Origin of the sequence: Spirosoma oryzae, from assembly GCF_003002825.1 — a bacterium.
Taxonomy (GTDB): Bacteria; Bacteroidota; Bacteroidia; order Cytophagales; family Spirosomataceae; genus Spirosoma; species Spirosoma oryzae.
Window position 1 is genome coordinate 26,516 of the sequence record NZ_PVTE01000034.1, and the last position, 19,337, is coordinate 45,852.

General features: G+C 55.2%; 15 protein-coding genes. 3 read left to right on the forward strand and 12 right to left on the reverse strand.

What is annotated here, in order from left to right; all coding sequences use genetic code 11:
• Nucleotides 1-252: 252 nt before the first annotated feature.
• Both CLV58_RS24970 and CLV58_RS24975 read left to right on the forward strand, forming a co-directional pair.
• A complete protein-coding gene (locus tag CLV58_RS24970) occupies nt 253-684 on the forward strand; it encodes a LytR/AlgR family response regulator transcription factor (RefSeq protein WP_106140568.1) in 432 nt (143 codons plus the stop codon).
• A 245-nt stretch (nt 685-929) separates the two neighbouring features.
• Nucleotides 930-1,340: a LytR/AlgR family response regulator transcription factor gene (locus CLV58_RS24975; RefSeq protein ID WP_106140569.1), complete on the forward strand. Its 411-nt coding sequence runs from the start codon at nt 930-932 to the stop codon at nt 1,338-1,340.
• Between the two features lie 118 nt (nt 1,341-1,458).
• On the opposite strand, the gene CLV58_RS24980 is transcribed toward CLV58_RS24975, so the two are convergent.
• On the reverse strand, nt 1,459-2,133 hold the full coding sequence (locus CLV58_RS24980; protein ID WP_106140570.1) for an outer membrane beta-barrel protein: 675 nt from the start codon (nt 2,131-2,133) through the stop codon (nt 1,459-1,461).
• A 216-nt stretch (nt 2,134-2,349) separates the two neighbouring features.
• Between CLV58_RS24980 and radA the strand changes: the two genes are divergently transcribed.
• Nucleotides 2,350-3,735: a DNA repair protein RadA gene (gene radA / locus CLV58_RS24985; RefSeq protein ID WP_106140571.1), complete on the forward strand. Its 1,386-nt coding sequence runs from the start codon at nt 2,350-2,352 to the stop codon at nt 3,733-3,735.
• 138 nt (nt 3,736-3,873) lie between these two features.
• Here radA and CLV58_RS24990 read toward each other — a convergent pair whose 3' ends face one another.
• From CLV58_RS24990 to CLV58_RS25040, 11 genes are all read right to left on the reverse strand, one after another.
• Complete coding sequence (locus CLV58_RS24990; protein ID WP_106140572.1) at nt 3,874-5,055, reverse strand: Gfo/Idh/MocA family protein; 1,182 nt, start codon at nt 5,053-5,055, stop codon at nt 3,874-3,876.
• A gap of 108 nt (nt 5,056-5,163) precedes the next feature.
• The gene (locus CLV58_RS24995) at nt 5,164-6,189 is read right to left on the reverse strand and encodes a sugar phosphate isomerase/epimerase family protein (protein WP_106140573.1); all 1,026 of its coding nucleotides are present in this window, start codon (nt 6,187-6,189) and stop codon (nt 5,164-5,166) included.
• A gap of 98 nt (nt 6,190-6,287) precedes the next feature.
• Nucleotides 6,288-7,508, reverse strand: coding sequence for a class I mannose-6-phosphate isomerase (locus CLV58_RS25000; RefSeq protein ID WP_106140574.1), 1,221 nt, complete (start codon nt 7,506-7,508; stop codon nt 6,288-6,290).
• 121 nt (nt 7,509-7,629) lie between these two features.
• On the reverse strand, nt 7,630-8,685 hold the full coding sequence (locus CLV58_RS25005) for an aldose 1-epimerase family protein (RefSeq protein ID WP_106140575.1): 1,056 nt from the start codon (nt 8,683-8,685) through the stop codon (nt 7,630-7,632).
• Nucleotides 8,686-8,783: 98 nt separating this feature from the next.
• Nucleotides 8,784-9,515, reverse strand: a complete 732-nt coding sequence (locus CLV58_RS25010) for a 3-keto-disaccharide hydrolase (RefSeq protein WP_245882461.1) — start codon at nt 9,513-9,515, stop codon at nt 8,784-8,786.
• Nucleotides 9,516-9,696: 181 nt separating this feature from the next.
• Nucleotides 9,697-12,372, reverse strand: coding sequence for a c-type cytochrome (locus tag CLV58_RS25015; protein ID WP_106140577.1), 2,676 nt, complete (start codon nt 12,370-12,372; stop codon nt 9,697-9,699).
• A 230-nt stretch (nt 12,373-12,602) separates the two neighbouring features.
• Complete coding sequence (locus CLV58_RS25020) at nt 12,603-14,114, reverse strand: RagB/SusD family nutrient uptake outer membrane protein (RefSeq protein WP_106140578.1); 1,512 nt, start codon at nt 14,112-14,114, stop codon at nt 12,603-12,605.
• Between the two features lie 216 nt (nt 14,115-14,330).
• Nucleotides 14,331-17,528 carry a SusC/RagA family TonB-linked outer membrane protein gene (locus CLV58_RS25025; protein WP_106140579.1) on the reverse strand — a complete coding sequence of 1,066 codons (3,198 nt, stop codon included), beginning with the start codon at nt 17,526-17,528 and terminating at the stop codon, nt 14,331-14,333.
• A 254-nt stretch (nt 17,529-17,782) separates the two neighbouring features.
• Nucleotides 17,783-18,352, reverse strand: coding sequence for a cupin domain-containing protein (locus CLV58_RS25030; protein WP_146141540.1), 570 nt, complete (start codon nt 18,350-18,352; stop codon nt 17,783-17,785).
• A gap of 66 nt (nt 18,353-18,418) precedes the next feature.
• A complete protein-coding gene (locus tag CLV58_RS25035; RefSeq protein ID WP_106140581.1) occupies nt 18,419-18,742 on the reverse strand; it encodes a hypothetical protein in 324 nt (107 codons plus the stop codon).
• 36 nt (nt 18,743-18,778) lie between these two features.
• A complete protein-coding gene (locus tag CLV58_RS25040; RefSeq protein ID WP_106140582.1) occupies nt 18,779-19,225 on the reverse strand; it encodes a hypothetical protein in 447 nt (148 codons plus the stop codon).
• Between the last annotated feature and the right edge of the window lie 112 nt (nt 19,226-19,337).

Here is a 19,337-nt window from a genome sequence, read left to right on the forward strand (position 1 = left end):
AAAGTCAACCGTTCAGGCGCAATACAGGTTACTACTGATTGTCAATTTTTTACTGAATTGCCGTGTAAAAAGATGAATATACGTCGATACATAGGGATGGGTCTGATTGTTGTACAATTCAAACAGAGCAAGCCACGGTAATACACAATGTATATACGTGTCAGCAGTGCTACGACAGTTGTATACTGTACGCCACAAGCTGTTGATTGTCAATATGTAACCGGGTATAAATTAAGATCTCTAGAAACGCTTATGAAGCCACTCACCAACGACTCCATCTTCGAACCAATGTCTATGCCGTTCCACAAAAGTGTGGAAAAAATTGCCGATTCTGCCACAACGCAGAAGCTGCTGATCCCCTTCTACGATCGGAAACGCTCTGTATCTGCCGACGAAATCGTTCGGCTCGAAGGCAGCGGTAATTACACCAATTTCTTTTTGAAAGACGGCACCAAAATGCTGGTTTCGCGTACGTTGAAGGAGTACGAAACGTTACTGACGGATGAGTCGTTTGTACGGGTCCACAAGTCATGCATCGTCAACCTGAGCTTTGTTCGTAAATTCTTTATCAAGAAAGAAGGCGAACTCGAATTGACCGACGGTCAACAGGTAAAAATTTCCCGTCGCCGTGCGCAGATGTTCATGGATCGCATCCGTAGCTACCAGTCTGTGCTGGTCAACTAGGTCTGGTTACCGCAAACGCGTAGCTGATCTGCGTACTCTGTTGACTGACGGGACCACGTATTTCTACGCAATGTAGTGGGGATATACCCCCGAATATAACCGGTTACATACCTAATAAAGTCCTGACGGCTAGCTAGTTGCGCTTTTTGTGTGCTAGTGGTTGTCAGGACTCTTTTTTTAAGGGGCAGGGGAGGGTGGTAGCTTTGATTCGTCAAAAGCGATCCACAACGCAAACGCGCTTCCCTATGGAAACCAGTACATTCCCCCTGACTACAGCCGTTCCACATTTCCCGGCTACCTATCTGCGTGGTATGCAGCGTATTGCGCTCCCGTACCTGAATCGAACCATTTTTATTTCGGTCGATGATATCACCTTACTGGAGGGTGAAGGTAACTACACCTATCTGTGCACCCGCGACCGTAAACGATACATCGTGTCGAAGACGCTGAAAGAGTTCGAAAAGATGCTGGATAGATCATTATTTCTACGAATTCACAAGTCGCACATGGTTAATCTGGCTTATGTGCAGCAGGGGCCTTCTAACAACGACCGGCAGATTCGGCTAACCGATGGCCGGGAAGTCGCCATCTCGCGTCGGCGCATGAAAGAGATTGCTACGCAGCTGATGCAGTACCGGCAGAAGCTGGCCAACTAGCGCGGACAAACGTGTATACATACACGTGCGCTCAGAATGAACAGCGAGAGCGTATTTATATAAACGAAAAAGCTCCAGTCGCGCGACTGGAGCTTTTTCGTGTCTAGGCAAACGACAGCTACAGCAGTTTGTAAGCCAGAGTGATTTGCCACGATTTAAACCGCTGACCGAACTGAGCGTTAGAGCCATTGGCGTTGATCTGCGCAATGTCTGTCAGGTTTCCTTCATAGCGTACGTCGAGTCCGAGCGGGCCCAGGTCGAGGCCGCCACCGACCTGATAACCATAGTACGCTTTCTTCCAGGCATCGTTGAGCGAGTTATTAGTATACTGTCGCAACGCATCGCCTAATCCCTGATTGTTGTCGATACGGAACGAGGCTACCGGGCCGGCCATGATTCGAATGGGTCCACCTTTGATCCCCAGCAGCACAGGCACGTCGAAACTGGTTGTGCGGATGTTTACCGACTCGGTCGCTCCATTACGGACAACGTCGAGCGAACCTTGCCGGGTCGAGTAAAGCAGTTCGGGCTGGATGAACAGATTTTTACCGATGCGCGTGTAAATACCGAACGAAGTGCCGGTACGCGTACTGTAACTGTCGCTCAGATTGTTCCGAAACGTTTGTCCGTCGACGCTGACGTTGGGTGATCCGTTGGCGTTGGTGCCGACGTTTACAAAGTTGCCAAACGAAAGTTTGGAGAGGTTGACGCCCCCCTTGATACCGACCGAAAACTGAGCGAACGTAAGCGCCGGCAGCAGTGTGAGAGCCGCGAAAAGGATTGTCTTTTTCATACGTTAATGTGTTTGTAGTGATTTGCTTTTACGTAACGAGAAATGAAGCGACAGGGTACGCGAGGCCAACTAATTTCGATGGAACGGCGTTCTGTTTATACCGTTTGGTGCGTCGTAATAAGTGAATTCTCGCGTCTGCCAGCGGTTAGAATATAAAACGTAGGCGGGGTTTAACGTGTTTGTTTTATTACGCGCCGATGTACAGTCAACTTATTGATGGCCAAGCTAAAAACAACCTATTTTTGCCAGAATTGCGGCAATCAGACACCTAAGTGGCTGGGGCGCTGCCCGGCCTGTGGCGAGTGGAATACAATCGTTGAGGAGGTTGTTCAGAAAGATGAGCCGGAAAAGGGTAACTGGCGGAGTCCGTCGAGCGGGCCGGGGAACGTCCGGGTTGCGGCCAAACCCAAACCGTTGCACGCTATCAACTATGAAGAGCAGCCTCGCATCGCCACGACGGATGGTGAACTGAACCGGGTGCTGGGGGGCGGTATCGTTGCTGGTTCGCTGGTGCTGATCGGTGGGGAACCAGGCATTGGTAAATCGACGCTACTGTTGCAGATCGCGCTCAGTCTGGCCGGAATGCGCGTATTGTACGTATCGGGCGAAGAGAGCGAGCAACAGATCAAGATGCGCGCGGAACGACTCGATGCGCCCACCAGCGACTGCCATGTAATGAGTGAAACGTCGACGCAGAATATTTTTCGCGTCGTCGAGCATTTTGAACCCGAAGTGCTGATTATCGACTCGATTCAGACCATGCAATCGTCGTTGGTGGAGTCGGGGGCGGGGAGCGTATCGCAGGTGCGTGAATGCACGGCGGAGCTTATGAAATACGCCAAGGAAAGTGGTGTTCCGGTGTTTATGATTGGGCACATCACGAAAGAAGGGTCGCTGGCCGGGCCAAAAGTGCTGGAACACATGGTCGATACGGTGCTGACGTTTGAGGGTGACCGCCACACGACCTATCGTATTTTGCGCACCACCAAAAACCGCTTTGGCAGCACCGACGAACTAGGCATCTACGAAATGCTCGGCACGGGTTTGCGGCAGGTGACAAACCCATCGGAAATTCTGATTTCGCAACGCGACGAAGCCCTGAGTGGGGTGACGATCGGCTCGATGCTGGAAGGAAACCGGCCATTGATGATCGAAACGCAGGCACTTGTCAGCGTTGCTACGTACGGTACACCACAGCGTAGTAGCACGGGCTTCGACGCCAAGCGGCTGAACATGCTGCTGGCAGTGCTGGAAAAACGGGGTGGTTTCCGTCTGGGTCAGCAGGATGTGTTCCTGAACATTGCCGGTGGTCTGCGCGTAGAAGACCCCGCGATCGACCTGGCTGTCTGTGCCGCCGTCGTGTCGAGTTATGAGGACATCGCGATCTCGCCCTCGGTTGCTTTTGCCGCCGAAATTGGCCTGGGGGGCGAAGTGCGGGCCATCAGCCGGATCGAGTCGCGGATTGCGGAAGCAGAAAAGCTTGGTTTCAAAAAGATGTTTATCTCCCGCTACAACCTGAAAGGGCTGGACGCGAAAGGGTTCAAAATCGACCTTCGCCCCGTATCCCGGTTAGATGAGGTGTTTCAGGGCGTATTGATGTGATGTGTAGCCTAGTGGATGGTGTAGCCTGGACGTCCACGTCCGGGTGCCCGTCAGGGCAACTTTCGCAGGCGGAAGCTTCTTGGTCGCTACGCGCCCACCCGGACCTAGAGGTCCAGGCTACACAACTAGCTACACACATTACACCAATTTCTTGCTGAAGCCGGCGAACGTGTCAACGCCGGTATCCTTCCAGCTACGTGACGTGGCTGATTCCAGTACAGCTTCGCATACTTTCTGTGTTTCGAGTGCGTCGCGGAAGGTAGGATGGCAGGGCGCACCTTTGTCCAGACTACTGAAAAAATCGGCGGCCTGGTGGACAAAGCTGTGCTCGTAGCCGATGCCTAAGCCCGGTACCCACCATTTATCCATGTACGGTTGATCGCCATCAGTGACGTGAATCGACCGCCAGCCGCGTACGATGCCTTCGTCGCCGTGGTCGAAGTATTCCAGTCGATTGAGGTCGTGCAGGTCCCAGCGGATCGACGCGTGTTCGCCATTGATCTCGAAGGTGTACAACGCTTTATGACCACGGGCGTAGCGCGTCGACTCGAATAGGCCCAGCGAACCATTCTGGAAGTGGCAGTGAAAAATACAGGCATCGTCGATACCGACCGGTTGTACTTTGCCCGTCAGTGCGTGCATCCGCTCTTTCACGAAGGTTTCTGTTACGGCCGATACGTCGGTGATCGCGCCGTTGAGCCACATGGCTGTGTCGATGCAGTGCGCCAGTAAGTCGCCCGTCACGCCCGAACCCGCTGCGTCGACGTCCATACGCCAGGTGCCGGTGCCGCCCTGTGGTACGTCGGCGCTGATGGTCCAGTCCTGCAAAAAGTTAGCGCGGTAGTGGAAGATGCGACCCAGTTTGCCCGACTCAATAAGTTGCTTCGCCAACGTGACGGCCGGAATGCGCCGGTAATTATACCAGACGGTATTCGCCACGCCCGCTTTTTCGACCGCATCGACCATCCGCTGGGCTTCGGCAACCGTGCGGGCCAATGGCTTTTCGCACAGAATCATCTTGCCCGCTTCAGCCGCAGCGATGGCGATCTCCGCGTGCATATCGTTGGGCGTACAGATGTCAATAGCGTCGATATCGTCACGGGCAATAACGGCACGCCAGTCGGTTTCGATTGATTCGTATCCCCACTGATCGGCGAAGGCCTGCACTTTTTCCGCGTTGCGCGAACAAACCGTTTTCAGCACGGGCGTGTGCAGCAGATCGGGAAAGAAATTGGGGACGCGCCGGTAGCCGTTGGAATGCGTGCGACCCATGAAGCCGGTACCGATCAGGCCAATGCGTAGTTCTTTTTTGGAGGGCATAGCATTAAGGATTTGTGGTTTACGGTATTCAGTTTTTGGTTTACGGTCAGCGGCTGATGATAGTATTCGAACTACCGTAGACCGTACACTGAAAACGGTAAACCGAATTTATTCTTTCCACCCGTGCTGCTGACGGACGGCGATCATGGTAGCCAGGATGTCGTTCCAGGTTTGCTGATTGGTCATCACGTTGTTGGGGAACATGCAGCCATCCCAGCAGATATGCTTGAAGGCCTTTGTTAGTTGTCCGTTTTCGTCGCGCAGCCAGTAGCCGGCGTCGTGTACCACGTCAAGCTTCCCATTTGGGTCGAGCGCCTGACAGTGTCGCCCGGTCTTATCGTGGGAACCGGAACCGAATACGGTCCCATCGTTTTGCGCGACATGAAAATCGATCGTCCAGGGGCGTAGGGCGCTGGTCAGTGTACGAAGGGCCGATTCGAGCGTTGCCCGGTCGGACCAGTCGAAGTCGGGGGGGAGAATACGATCCTGCTCCCGGTTGTAACCCATTGTGTAAAGCAGCGTATGTGCCATGTCGGCCTGAAAGCCCATGTTCGGCCGGTTCACTGATTCCAGCGTGTCGAGCATGGTTTTCCAGCTTTGCATACCGCCCCAGCAGATTTCACCCTCAGCCGCCAGTTGCTCGCCGTAGTCAGCGGCCACGTCGCAGGCTCGCTGAAACGTCTCGACAATCAGCTTCTGATTACCGGTCGGATCGGCGTCCCAGTCGGTTGGGGAGGCCGACGAATCAATACGAATGACGCCATACGGCCGGATACCGATTTCTTTTAGCTTCTGACCGATGTGACAGGTCTTTCGTACCATCTCGACAAAGTGGTCGCGTTTGTCTTGGCTACCCATGGCTGAGCCGCCCCAGATTGGCGCGACCATCGACCCGATTTTCAGGTTGTAGCCCGCGACTTTGTCGGCCATCCGCTTGATGTCATCGTCCGGCATGTTGACATCCATGTGTTCGAATAAGGCAATGTCGACGCCGTCGAATTTCACACCGTCGACTTCGGCACCGGCAGTCATTTTCAGCATGGTATCGAAGTCGACGACAGGCTCGGAGTCCGGTCCTTTGCCGACGACGCCGGGCCACATGGCGTTGTGTAGTTTGGGGAAGTTATTATCCATGAGGAATAAGGGTTTACGGTATTCAGTATACAGTTTACGGTGGCTGTCGCATGTAGCCCAGACCCGCCGTAAACCGTATACCGAATACTGATCACTAATTACATATCTGGATTATTGGGGCCGAAGTGCTTGAGCATCACGATCGGGTCGGTAGTCGAGTGATTGGTGATCTGCACACCGTCCATTGCTGCTTTTTCGCTGACGAAGAACTCGTCGTTGGTCAGTTGTCCGTAGCGAATCATGGTAGGTGTTTCGATGTCCCAGACGCCCATTTTGCCGCGCCCCTGCATCATAATCAGGCCGTAAGCCGCACTGTCTTTGATCGTGACGGTCTGACCGGGGAAGACGGTCAACTCCTTGGCACTGAATGCGTCTGATCTGTAGCAGACCCATACTTCGCGGTAGCCGTCGGCCTCCATCTCCGCTTCGTCGCGGACGGGTTTAGGACGCATGAACCGGTTGGTCATCATCTGCGGATCGGTGTTCAGGTCCCAGTCGATGGCGTCCATCAACTGGTCGTAGTTGCCGATCTGATCTTTGGGCGTACCGTTCCAGAGCAGTTCTTCCGGGATGATCGCTTCGTTGACCAGCGACTGGTACATAGCGAATACGTCCGACGCTTTCTGAGGTTCGTAGGTACACATGCTACCAGGAGCATGAAGCAGGCCGGGGGGCACATCCCAGCCCGTACCCGGTTCAAGCCGGTAAGCCGACGAATAGTTGGTGATCTTGTTGTCGCCCTTCGTGAAGTTTTGCAGGCACTCCTTGATCTGCTCCTTAGTGGTGCCGGGTGCGATGCCAAAAAACGTGTAGGGGAAGTCGCCACCGTGGTTGTTGACCTGTGGCGGAAAGTAGTACGCTTCGGGTTTGCCCAACTGCCCGATCAGTGCCGCCTGTTCGTCGTTGTGGTGCAGGTGGTGGGGGAGCGGCCCCATGTTGTCGAAGAACTTGGAATACATTGGCCAGCTTTGGTACTCATTCCAGAGCCGGTCACCGATCAGTTCGCCTTTCAGTTCGTCGACGGCGTCTTTCAGCAGAAACTGGGTTTCGCTGCCGTTTTCATCCGTACAAACGATGTGGCTTAATCCCTCATTTTCGCCGGTGAGCGGCCCGTTCTTGGCAGGAGTCGTCGATGAAAACCAACGTTCATCGATGCCACCCCGTTCGCCACCCAGCACGTAGTAATCGTCGGGATGCAGTTTGATACGGCGGCCGGGGACGCAGAACGAACGGGGTACCCAGGTGGGCGTTAGTCGGAGGATACCCTGACCCTGTTCGAGGGCTTTCTGGGCGATACTTATCGTTGCGGTTGTTTCCATTGCGTGTAAGGGGGTTAAGGATTTATTGGGAGAAGAAAGAGGATAGACGAAAGAGAAAAGACACGAGAGGTGCCCGCATCAACATTCTTTCTTCTTTCATCTATTTTCTTTCTTCTAGCATCTATTCTCTTTCATCTAAAAATTGCTGAATGGCAGCCTTGTCAGTCAGGATCGAGAGTTCCAGCTCGTAGGTGCGGGTTTCGCCGGGTTGCAGGAAAAGAAGCTCGTTTTGTTCGCGGGCTTTCTGCTGACCGATGAGCGGATTGGTTGCGGGTTCGATGCCCGTTACATATTCGCCCTTGCCCCAGTGCTGCCAGTTGATAAGCCACGGTAGCTGTTCCTTGTTGAACTGCAATGCCATCGCCAGTCCCAGCTTCTCGTTGTACAGACCGGCCGTACAGATACCATTCGCAGCGGGCGTGATGTCGATGTTGGCGACGGCTTCACCGGTGCCGAGGTGATCGTCAAGGGGAGCGGGACAGGTTTTGAAGTCGTAACCCTCGCGAAAAATCCGGTTGTTGATACCACCGTCCCGCGCCTGCCAGTCACCCTGCCAGATGATTTTGGTGCCTTCGTCGACCAGTGGCCAGCCGAAGTTGAAATGGTACAGCAGCATGTGGGGCACGGCGGTGTTGCCCTGGTTGGTAACCTCGTCGCGAAATCGAATCACCGGCTGACCGAGCGTGCTGGCGATCGTTCGCTTCATCTCCAGCCGTGGCCCGAAAATGGTTGTTTCCCGAATGCGCCCGGTCAGGCTCATGTCGAGTTGACCGGTCATCGGATCGGGCTGAATGATGGACTCAAGTTCAGCGGGCAGGTTGCCAATACGGCCGTGCAGACCGCGTTCGCCGTATTCGTCATGCTCCGGTCCGCCCACGTGCGACAGCCCACAGGTTGTCAGTAAGCCTCCGCCGAACGTACGGAGCCAGTCAGCGCCTTTGTCGGAGAAAGGGGCGGGGGGCGTAATGCCGGTATGACTCAGCCACGCCAGGCTATGCTGATTGTAGAACGCATCGGCAATGTCCATAGCCCGGTCGAGGACGACTTTGTAACGCAGGCCCGTACCAGTGTTGACCCAGGCGATGCGGACACCCCGTCCCGTTCCATTGTCGAGTACCGACGTTTCAATGCCACCGACCTGCGCCGTATGCGAAATCTTATCTTTCCAGGGAGTCAAAACTAGCTTGTGGTTTGTGGTTAGTAGTTTGTAGTTCGTGGTTTGTTGTCTCGAACCGGAGGAACTACAAACCACGAACTACAAACCACAAACTGAATTTACAATTGCTTTATCATCAGTTCTTTATACTGCACTTTCATAGGTGGGCCGACGTGGACCTGCACGCCGAGTAACCCATTGGCTTTGCGGTTGACAGCATCATCGTCGGTGACGTCGCTCATCAATACGTCGTTGATATAGTGCTGAAGTCGGTTGCCTTTAATGACGAGGTGGAAGGTGTTCCAGTCGTTGGTTTTAATCAGATTCTGGAGCGAATCGGACTTGCCCAGCGACCCGATGACCTTCATCCCGGTCCAGGCATTGTTCTTTACCCGCACCCGAATCGAGTCGGGGCTGGCGGGACCGTTGTAGGGTGCGATCTCCGTTTTTTGTCCCCGATAGGCCAGCGTGGTGCGTTTGCGCTCTTCGTAATTCTGCCCGGTGTAGCGATTCTTGCCGTCGATGTCGGCCTGATAACCCCGCAGGGCGTAGGGAACGTCGGTGAGCTGATCGCTGCGGTAGTTGATGCCGGAGTTGCCGGCTTCCGTTATTTTAAACTGACCGACCAGCTCAAAATCAGCGGGCTTGCCGCCCTGCCAGATGATGAACGAATTGGTCTTGAGCAGTTTCTCGGGTGTGATTTCACCGGTCAGGCAACCGTCTTCCACGCGCCAGTATGTTTTGTCGCCGTCCCAGCCGTTCAATGTCTTGCCGTCGAAAATGGCGACGAAGCCGTCTTTGTTCTTCTTCCGCTGGGCATGACTGGCGGTACCCGTACCGAGCAGCAACATGGCCATACCAATTACATATCGTGTTCGCATAGTGAATTGAATTTTATAGTCTGGCGGTAGTGTGTAGCCTGGACCACCAGGTCCGGGTGGGCGCGAAGCGACCAATAAGCTGCCGCCGGAATCAATTGGCCTGACGGCCACCCGGACGTGGACGTCCAGGCTACACATACCAAACTACAGATTACTTGCCGCCAGCTTTGTAGACTTCATTTTTCTGGTTGCCACCTGATTTCAGGTAAGCCATCAGGTCTTTCAGTTCGTCGGCGTTTAAGCTGTTGATAAGGCCGGGGAGCATGATCGATTCGGGCGAGTACCGCTTGGCTGTTACGTCTTTCTTCGGAATCTTCCGGGTCTGGTCGGCAGCAAACGGGTTCTGTGAAATGATGTAGTTTGCTTTGTCTTCGTTAACCAGCCGCCCGACGACTGACTGCCCGTTTTTCAGGACAAATACCGTCGACGCGTATTGATCGGAGACCGTCTTGCTGGGTTCGATGATGGCTTCGAGAATATCTTTGTTCGAGAAGCGCGTTCCCAGTTGGGTCAGGTCGGGGCCGATGTCGCCACCGCTGCCGCTTATCGCGTGGCAATGGCTGCACAGGATTGCCGAGTATATTTTCTGACCGGTGGCAAAGTCGGGGTGGTGTGAGCCGGTATCGAGCATGGCGACGGCATTGTCGAGCGTCCAGCGACGACCGGGGCCTTTCGGTGCGTAGCCGCTCATGGCTATGTCATTGCCCGAACTGGTTAGCAGGTCAGCCCCCGACAGTTTGTTGTATTTCTCGAACTGCTCTTTCGGTACGTGAACCAGCGCCAGTTTCCGCGCCCGGTCGATAAAGCCGACGTAGCTGCGACCGCCTTCGTATTTGAACGCATTGCCAAACCAGGCGAAATACTTGTCGCGCAGGGCGGGTGTCCAGCCGGTAGCTTCCCGACTCAGCATCACCGCGTAATACGTTTGTTGAAGGGGCGGTACTTTGGCCAGCATCTTAGCGATGTCCATACCGTACTGCGGGTTGCGCAGAATCAGGTCCGACGAAGCGGTTGCTGTTTCCAACCCCAGGCTGTTGCTGCCGGGTTCGTCTTTCTTATCCATTAGCGTCAGCGTTTTCTCGATGACACCCGGTGCTTCCAGATAGATCAGTACCTTGCTTAGACCCCGGTTCAACAGGGCCGTTTTCGCGGGATACTTCGGCGACAGATACGCGATGACCTTGGCTTTATCGGCGGCTTCGGGCGCACCCATACGGGTGAAAATCAGCTCGAACGCCCGTGTCATGTCAAACTGCTGCGACTCGGACAACTGATCGTAATTGATCTTCATCAGCGTGGCTAATGCCTTGCTTTTCAGATCGGGGCTTCCTTGCCGGGCCAGCGCCACTATCGCCTGGGTGGCCCGTTGCGGATCGGTTTCAGCAAGCGCCTTCTCCTGCCATTGTGCCACCGGCTGATGCTCCACGGCAATACGAGCGGCATAGCGAACAAAGCGATCCGGGTGGTTCAGGTTGGGCCACGCTGCCGCCAGCGCATTCGGGTTGGGGCCTTTGTGGTATTCCTCCAGGCTGGTGCGCAGCTTGTGTTCCGCCGTGAGTACCGGCGTTGGTGGCGTTACTTTCTCGTTACCGTTGTAATACACCCGGTACAGATCCGACTCCAGCCGACGACCACCGGTCAGGAAATACAGGGCACCGTCGGGACCGAAGACCCCATCCGTCACCGCAAGGGGCGTTCCCGAAATAAATTCTTCGCGCTCGCCTTCGTAGGTAGCGCCTTTAGGTTTCAGGTGAATGGAATAGATAATCCCGAAACTCCAGTCGAAGGCAAACAGCGACTCGCGGTACTTCTTCGGGAATCTGGAGTCCCCGCCGTAAACGACGTTCGTCGGCGAACCCTGTCCGATATTCAATACCGGAGGCAGGTTGTCGGGATTGCCGGGCAGCCATTTGCTGTCGCCGGTGCGCCAGCCGAACTCAGCGCCACTCGGGACATGGCAAATGCGCGTGGGGCGGTACCAGGGCGTGCCGAAATCCCACTCCATGTCCGAATCATACGTAAACATATCACCGGCTTCGTTGAACGCGACGTCGAAGGCATTACGGAAGCCTGCGCCCATCAACTCCCAGCGTTTTCCCTCCGGGTCGATGTTGGCGACCCAGCCGCCCGGTGCCATCCGGTCGACGGCATGACCACGCGGGTCTTTGATGAGCGGAAACAGGTTGTCTTCTTTCCAGTTTGACGGCAGTCGGTACGCATCCATTTGGGGCACGTCGGTATGGTTGCCCGAGATGACGTAGAGCGATTTCTTGTCGGGAGCCATGACAATACTGTGCGGCCCGTGTTCCCCTTCGCCTTTCAGTTCACGCAGCATGGTTACCTTGTCGTACTGATCGTCGCCGTCGGTATCCTGCAACCGGTACAGGCCGCTGGGCTTGGGAAACTGCTTGCTGGGCCGGTTGTTGACCATCACGTACAGGCTATTAAAGGCATACAGCAGCCCCTGTGCGTAGCCCATGCCCACGCTGGTGTCTTTGCTGATTACCAGCTTTTCAATCTCGGGCGCGACCGAACCAGAACCCGCTGCCGGTATCTTGAGCCGGTACAGACCACCGTACTGATCGGATGCGATCAGCCGGCCTTTGTCGTCGAATGTCATCGACACCCACGATCCCTGCTTATTTTCGGATGGGCTGTAAATGTGCTCGGCCTTGAAGCCCGGCTGTAGTTTGAGCTTTTCGACTTTCGGGTTTTCGGCCCCCTGCCGATCGTTTTCCGGGTATTGTAGACTTACCCACGACGCTCCCATCAGCGCCAGGGCTGACACGACTACGCCAAGTTTTAGCACGTTGATTCGGGAATACATATCGGTTGTACGGTTTTCGGTTTACAGTATTCGGTTCACGGCCGGGTGGCTCGGTAACCGAACTAATGAGAGACCCCACGCCAACTCTTCCCCGTTAGGGAGGGGCTCAAAGGATTAGCGAGCAAATCCCCTGGGGGTGGGGTGAAACAGGCGGTAAAATCAGGCCAGAGAAGCCGTTACGATAGATAGCAGCATAAGGCAAACTGGCCTGATTTATAATCATATCGGGTTTAGAAATACGGTGATAACGCAGCTTCGACGGCAGGTAGTCCATAGTAATCGTCCAGTACGGTAAAGGCGTTGGGGGGCGGGACGGCTCCTTTCGGGAAATAATACGCTTGCGGATTGGCTTTCACCTTCGCGCCATAGGCTCCGATGATTTCTTTCACCCGGCCGGTACGTGTCAGGTCGAACCAGCGCTTATTCTCGAAGGCCAGCTCCACCCGGCGCTCTTTGAAGATAGCTTCGCGCATGTCTGCTTGTGAACTGGCAGTTGTTGCGGGTAGTCCGGCCCGGCTGCGTACCCGGTTGAGATAGGTTGCGGCATCGCCCGTTTTACCTTGTTCGTTCAGTGATTCGGCCATGAACAGCAGTACTTCAGCGTAACGATATACCGGCCAGTTCTGCCCCGTAATGCCGTGAATGGCGTGGGTGCGGGCGTACTTCTTGATGTACGGATACGTTTTGTTCTCCCGCGCGCTTTGACTCAGCGTGACTGTGTCTATCGAGATGGCTTTGCGCTTGTCGCCACTTTCGTAGGCTGCGATCAGGTCGGGGGTCGGGATGTTGTTGCTTTCCTGCGAGGTGGGCTGCGTATTGGTTGTACCCGTAATCGGCTTTAACTCGGCTGCGGTGATGGGCGACGGCACAAAGCGGTAAATCTGATTGCCGTTGTAACCGCCCGATCCCTCCATGTACTGCACCTCGAACACCGACTCCTGGTTGTTTTTATTTGATCCTGTGTACGAAAACGCATCGTTATAATCGGACATCAGCGTGTAGCCGTCGTTGGTGATAACGTCGCGCATCAGCGACTCGGCCTGCGCCCATTTTTTCTGGGTGACATACAGGTTGGCCAGCAGCGTTTTCGCGGCTCCCGACGTGGCCCGGCCTGCTTCCTGCTTCGCCTTATTGAGCAGCATCGAACTGGCATCTTTCGCATCCTTTTCGATTTGCGCGTACAGTTCGTCGGTCGTCGCCAAAGGCAGCGCGGCATCCTCCCGGCTCGCAGACGGCGTCAGGTGAAGCGGCACTTTACCGAACAGCCGAACCAGATCGAAGTAAGCGAAGGCGCGGAGGAAGAGTGCCTGCCCCTTGATGTTGTTCTTGTTGGCCTCGCTGCTGAACGTGACCCCGTCGATCTGCGACAGCAACTGATTGGTACGGGCAATGATCTGGTAGTTGTACCGAAATGCCCACAGTACGTTGTCGTTCGCCGTAACGCCACCCGCCGTCGGGACGGCAAAATCGGCTACGTTTTCGGTCGGGTCAACCGCGCCGTAGAGAATGTTGCGGGCGTAGTACGTATTGTCGGAGTGCATCTCCTCCAGCACCCAGGCCCGCTCGTTGAACAGTGGCCGGAGCGGGACATACGCGCCGTTGACCGCCTGCTGAAAGTCGGCTTCGGTTTTGTAGAATGTGGCCGAACTGAGCGCCGTTTCGGGTACGACCGTCAGGAAATCACTTTTGCAACTCGCTATGGCCAGGGCCAGAAATGCTGTTGCGATATAGCTGGTTTTCATGCTGAATTCGAAATGGAATTGATAAACAGCGTTGTGTGTCTTGTAGAGACCGCACCGGCGGACCGGCGACCCTTCGCGTCTCACCGCCGGATGGAGTTTGGCGAATAGGTACCGAACTCAGTGGATACAAAGGCTGGCGCGTGCTGAGACCGCACTGGCGGCCACGCGGTGGTCGCCACCGTGGCGCGGACCGACGAATGATCGCGTCGATACATTCTAAAAATTGAGGTTGACGCCTAGCGTGTACGTGCGGGGAACCGGGTAGTTCGACAGATCGACGCCCTGGCTCAGGTTGCCACCATCACCGTCGCCAGTACCGTTGGCGCTGGTTTCCGGGTTGGGACCACCCCAGTAGTTGGTGAAGACATACACCTGCTGAATCGATGCATACGCCCGTGCCGACTTGAAGAAGCGGTTCAGCGGACCAAAGGTGTAGCCCAGTGTGATGTTCTTGATCGTGAAGTACGAGGCATTGGCCAGAAACTGACTGCTGTTCCAGTCGCGCTCGACGCCGGTAAAGTTGCCCCCGCCGTTAGTGGCACCGAACTGACCCGCGCCCGGCGTGATGACCCGTCCGTCGCTGCCGACCCGGAAACGATCTTTTACGCCCGCTACCAGGTTGAACACGCCGTCGAGATTGGCTGTGCTGTACAGGTGCCGTACCCAAAGCTGGTTGCCGTACGAACCCGATCCAACAATCGACGCGTCGAAATTGCCGTAGCGGAAGGTGTTCGTAATACCATAAACGAATTTCGGAAACGGACTGCCGATAATGGCCCGATCGTCGGCATCACCGCCGTAGGTAATCACCCCGTCGCCGTTGACATCTTTGAATTTGATTGTTCCCACGGCTGAGCGACCCGGAATGATGGGCGAGTTAGCCAGATCCTGTGCGTTCTGGTAATAGCCTTCCTTGACCATGCCGTAAAACTGCCCGAATGGCTGACCAACCTGTGTGATGTGGAACGAACCGTAGACGCGGTCGATACCCGGTGCCAGCGCAACGACTTTATTGCGGTTGAACGAGATGTTGGCGTTGGTTGTCCACTGAAGCCGACCCGTCGTGTTCTTGGTCGTCAGCGAAAACTCGTGGCCCCAGAACTTGATTTCGCCGATGTTGTCGCTATAGCTCGTGAAGCCCGACTCCTGCGGAATTTGCACGGCGTAGAGCAGATTGGTCGTGCGCTTAGTGTAGAAATCGTACACAAACTGAACCCGGTCGTTGAACAGGCCTAAGTCCAGACCGAGGTCGAACTGCCGGGTCGTTTCCCAGCCCAGGTTGGGATTGGCCAGCGAAGTAGGTACGGCACCTGATGCGACAGTGCTGCCAAAGACGGCGTTGGCGGTATTGTCGAGCAGCGCGTACTGGGTATAGTTACCGATGTTGTTGTTACCGATGATCCCGTAACTGGCACGGACCTTGGCGAACGAGATCGCCGGAACCGGCTTCAGAAATTCTTCGTCCGACAGTACCCAGCCCAGCGAGGCCGATGGGAACGTACCCCAGCGATTAGCCGAGCCAAAGCGCGACGAGCCATCCGTCCGAATAGCCGCCGTCAGCAGGTATTTGCCTTTGTAGTTGTACGTCAGCCGCGATAGATACGATGTCAGCGCCCATTGGTTGACGCCACTGCTCGTGCCGCCCCGATTAATGTTCAGACCACCCTGAATGGTCGGAATCTGGTCGTTGGCGTAGGTGTCGGCCTGAATGCGAGTGACATCCTGCCGAAATTGCTGATTCGTAAAGCCGGCCAGCAGTTCGAAGTTATGATCGTTGAAACTTTTCGAATAGGTCGCCAGGTTTTCGTTCAGCCACGACACATTGTCCAGACTCTGCCGGATCGATACGGCCGTTGTCGGAACGGGGACGTTAATGGCGCTTGTCGCAGTTGAGGGGTTAAAGAAGAAAAACTTTGAGTTGAGGTATTCGACATTGATGGTCGACTTGAGCGTTAAGCCCGCAATCGGACGGTAGGTGACGTAGGCGTTACTCAGCAGGTTGATGTTGCGGGTTTCGTTGGTAAGATCCCGTGCTGCCCGTACCCAGTTCGGGTAGTCGAAAATGTTGCCCGTACTACCCGGAAAGCGGTTAAACCGGGTCAGGTCGCCGTTCGAGTCATAGATCGGCATGACGGGCCAGGTGTGCAGCGCGTTGAACAGGATGCCCGTGCCCCGGTCGCCGTCCGTCCGTGGTGTATTGTCGAACACGTAGGAGGGGGCCACGTTGAACCCCACCGACACCTGATCCGACAGGTTGTAATTGGAATTCATCCGCAGTGAGTACCGCTTGTACTTGTTGTTCAGCACGACCCCATCTTGGTTGAAAACACCTGCCACCAGTGCGGTGCTGGACCGTTCACGGTTCGAGGATATCGTCAGGTTATAACTTTGAATCGGGGCTACCCGTAGCAAGGCTCCGTACCAGTCGTTGTTTTTGCCTTCGTACTGCGCCGGATTCTGAAATTCAGTAGGGACCGCCTGCCCCTGATCTTCGTAGTATTCTTTCTTGAACTGCGCAAACTCGACCGCATTCAGCATCTTGATCCGGCCCCGCTGCGGTACCTGCTGCACCCCCGCGAAGGTGTTGAAGCTGATATTGGTCTGGCCGACTTTTCCTTTCTTGGTGGTGATGAGGACCACCCCGTTGGCCGCCCGCGACCCGTACAACGACGTCGACGCGGCATCTTTCAGTATCGAGATATCATCGATCTCATCAGGGTTTAGCTGGGCGATGGTGCCGGTGATCGGGAAGCCATCGACTACGTACAGCGGATCGCTGCCCGCCGATACCGATACCTGTCCCCGAATACGGATATTGATGCCCTGTCCCGGCTTACCCGTCGTCTGGTTGATCTGAACCCCCGCCAGCCGGCCCTGTAGCTTCTGCCCAATCTGCGATACGGGCAAGTCTTTGATCTCCTGTGCGCTAACGTTCTGAACAGCGCCGGTGATTTCCTTCTTCAACTGACTGCCGTAGCCAACGACGACGACTTCGTTCAGCGTCTGATCGCCTTCACCCAGGGATACGTTCAGCACTTTGTTGGTACCAACCGTTACTTCCTTTGTTTGGTAGCCGACGAAGCTGAATACCAGTACCGACTGAGGACCCGGTACGGCCAGTTTGAAACTGCCCTGCTCGTCGGTCGTCGTGCCTTTCGTACTCCCTTTCACGACGACTGTCACGCCCGGTAAGCCGTTGTTTTTCTCATCGACTACCCGCCCTGTTATTTCTTCATCGGCCAGCGCTGGTTGCCGGATCGTTGATTCCGGGTTGGTTGATGGGGCGGTTAGTGGCTGATTGGTCCCGGACGGAGCCCGGCGAATGAACCGTGAATCTGGGTGCCGTGCCTGGGTCAGATTAGGAACGGAGCCTGCCAGCAGCCAGAGCGCTGTCAGCGAATAGAGCTTGTTCATGAGGGTCTGGTTTAAGAGTTAGGAACACCCGTCAGCCGCGCTACTCTGGCCGGATGAGTGGTCAAATATTAGGCTCACCAGCCGCAGAACTTACCCCTACTTGCCTACTTTTATAACTATTTTGTTATTTATTTTGGTATTTTCTAGTATAAACTCACTGGGATATTAGTGAGAAATATACTTAGTATTGCCTGGTGAAAATTCGTGCCAGTTGCACTAAGGTGGCTTTTACAGGATGCGTACGCTTGCATGAATTACTGCCATATGGATACCAGTCCTGCTGATGTTCCCAGTAGCGGATCGGTAGTGGGTAGAGGTAGGGCCGCGATCGTTTGGTCGGCCCTGGGGCGCTCGCCGGGGTGGCCCCGCAGGACATCGAAGGTTCGTCCGCCGGGGTAAGCGCCTACCACCCCGAAGTCAGCTGACGAGCCAAGGTTCTGATGGCCTACGCCAGCTGGAATAACAATAACGTCGCCCGCTTGTACCGACACGGCTTTGCCTTTCGACCCGCCCAGCTGAACGGTTGCCGATCCACTGTAAATACCTAGTACCTCATGCGAAAGACTATGGTAATGCAGGTAAGAAAAGATGCCGTTTCGCCAGGCGTTTGTCCAGTCATTGGCGGCAAAGCGTTGCTCCAGCCACGTGGCTCCTGCCGATTTACGCTCTGAAAAGACATTGCGATACAGCAGCAATGGGTAGCGACTGTTTGGAATCTGCCCATCGTCGGCGAAGTGGAAAAGTTCGGGCCTGGGGCTGTCAGACTCCATGCGTAGCAAGCTGTTTAAAAGCGGTAGACTCACGATAAATTCGGTGCGGTTCATCGCTATGCCGATAAAAAAGCGGAGCCCTGACGACAGGACTCCGCTTTCGTAGTTTGTTAGGTTGACTTATAGGCCCCCCCGCATATCATCGTCGTCCATGGCCGGGTCTGGCTCGGTGCCGTCGTTATTACCGAGTGAATCTCCGTTGCCGTAATTATCAACGTCGGGTTCCATGTTTGGGCTGCCCGATGCGGCTCCGGTACCGCTGGCTGCATCGTCCTCGTCGGTTGGTGTCGTGGGCAATGTCTGCGCGTCTCCCGACAGATCGGTGGGATTATACGTTTCGTCCATCATTTGCCCGTCGGCGGGTATTTGGGCGGGGCCACCCGTGTCGGGTCGATACGTCTGATTCGGCTGACGCAGCATCGCATCCTGGTTTTCACTGTTCATCGTGGCGTTGAGAAAAAAGTTAACTGATAAGGTTGCCTAGCCCCGGGTAAACACCTCCCATAGCCGGTTGTATAACTTACGCGAGTAATTGGCAATGTCGGTATGCGACGCATGAACCAGAAACGGCGCAAAGGCCACCGCAGCACCGGGAAGCGGCTCGATCTTCACCGTTCGCCCCGTTGTCCAGCGCCCCGCCAGCCGACGAACGGAACCCGTCAGCCGCAGGCCAGCATCGGGTAAATCGATGGAGCAGGATTCGGGGTACTGCGCAACCGCCAGCTGTTGCGAAAAATCCTGCAACCGACTAGCGTCGAACCAGGACAGCGTCGGTACACTGAACGAGCGATTCGCCCGACCAGTGCGGTATAGTAAGCCGATAGACAGCGACAGTGGGCCGGTCGATGTTGATCGGCGGCTGGAAACCTGTACGTCTAGAACTTCAAGTGGAGCGGTCTCCGAAGCGGTAGTAACTTCTAAAGTCATGCGTCGATGAAAAAAGGAACAGCTAGTTAGCCAGTAGGCGGTAAGTCGACAAGAAAATCTGTCTGACCGGGCTGTCTATTTAGCCTGTGGTAAATGGCCTAACTAGCTGTCT

What these genes read in the sequence shown, in the direction of transcription:
- CLV58_RS24970 (WP_106140568.1), top strand. Translation starts at nt 253, where the DNA reads ATGAAGCCACTCACCAACGACTCCATCTTCGAACCAATGTCTATGCCG.
- CLV58_RS24975 (WP_106140569.1), top strand. Translation starts at nt 930, where the DNA reads ATGGAAACCAGTACATTCCCCCTGACTACAGCCGTTCCACATTTCCCG.
- CLV58_RS24980 (WP_106140570.1), bottom strand. Translation starts at nt 2,133, where the DNA reads ATGAAAAAGACAATCCTTTTCGCGGCTCTCACACTGCTGCCGGCGCTT.
- radA (WP_106140571.1), top strand. Translation starts at nt 2,350, where the DNA reads ATGGCCAAGCTAAAAACAACCTATTTTTGCCAGAATTGCGGCAATCAG.
- CLV58_RS24990 (WP_106140572.1), bottom strand. Translation starts at nt 5,055, where the DNA reads ATGCCCTCCAAAAAAGAACTACGCATTGGCCTGATCGGTACCGGCTTC.
- CLV58_RS24995 (WP_106140573.1), bottom strand. Translation starts at nt 6,189, where the DNA reads ATGGATAATAACTTCCCCAAACTACACAACGCCATGTGGCCCGGCGTC.
- CLV58_RS25000 (WP_106140574.1), bottom strand. Translation starts at nt 7,508, where the DNA reads ATGGAAACAACCGCAACGATAAGTATCGCCCAGAAAGCCCTCGAACAG.
- CLV58_RS25010 (WP_245882461.1), bottom strand. Translation starts at nt 9,515, where the DNA reads ATGTTGCTGCTCGGTACGGGTACCGCCAGTCATGCCCAGCGGAAGAAG.
- CLV58_RS25015 (WP_106140577.1), bottom strand. Translation starts at nt 12,372, where the DNA reads ATGTATTCCCGAATCAACGTGCTAAAACTTGGCGTAGTCGTGTCAGCC.
- CLV58_RS25020 (WP_106140578.1), bottom strand. Translation starts at nt 14,114, where the DNA reads ATGAAAACCAGCTATATCGCAACAGCATTTCTGGCCCTGGCCATAGCG.
- CLV58_RS25025 (WP_106140579.1), bottom strand. Translation starts at nt 17,528, where the DNA reads ATGAACAAGCTCTATTCGCTGACAGCGCTCTGGCTGCTGGCAGGCTCC.
- CLV58_RS25030 (WP_146141540.1), bottom strand. Translation starts at nt 18,352, where the DNA reads ATGAACCGCACCGAATTTATCGTGAGTCTACCGCTTTTAAACAGCTTG.
- CLV58_RS25035 (WP_106140581.1), bottom strand. Translation starts at nt 18,742, where the DNA reads ATGAACAGTGAAAACCAGGATGCGATGCTGCGTCAGCCGAATCAGACG.
- CLV58_RS25040 (WP_106140582.1), bottom strand. Translation starts at nt 19,225, where the DNA reads ATGACTTTAGAAGTTACTACCGCTTCGGAGACCGCTCCACTTGAAGTT.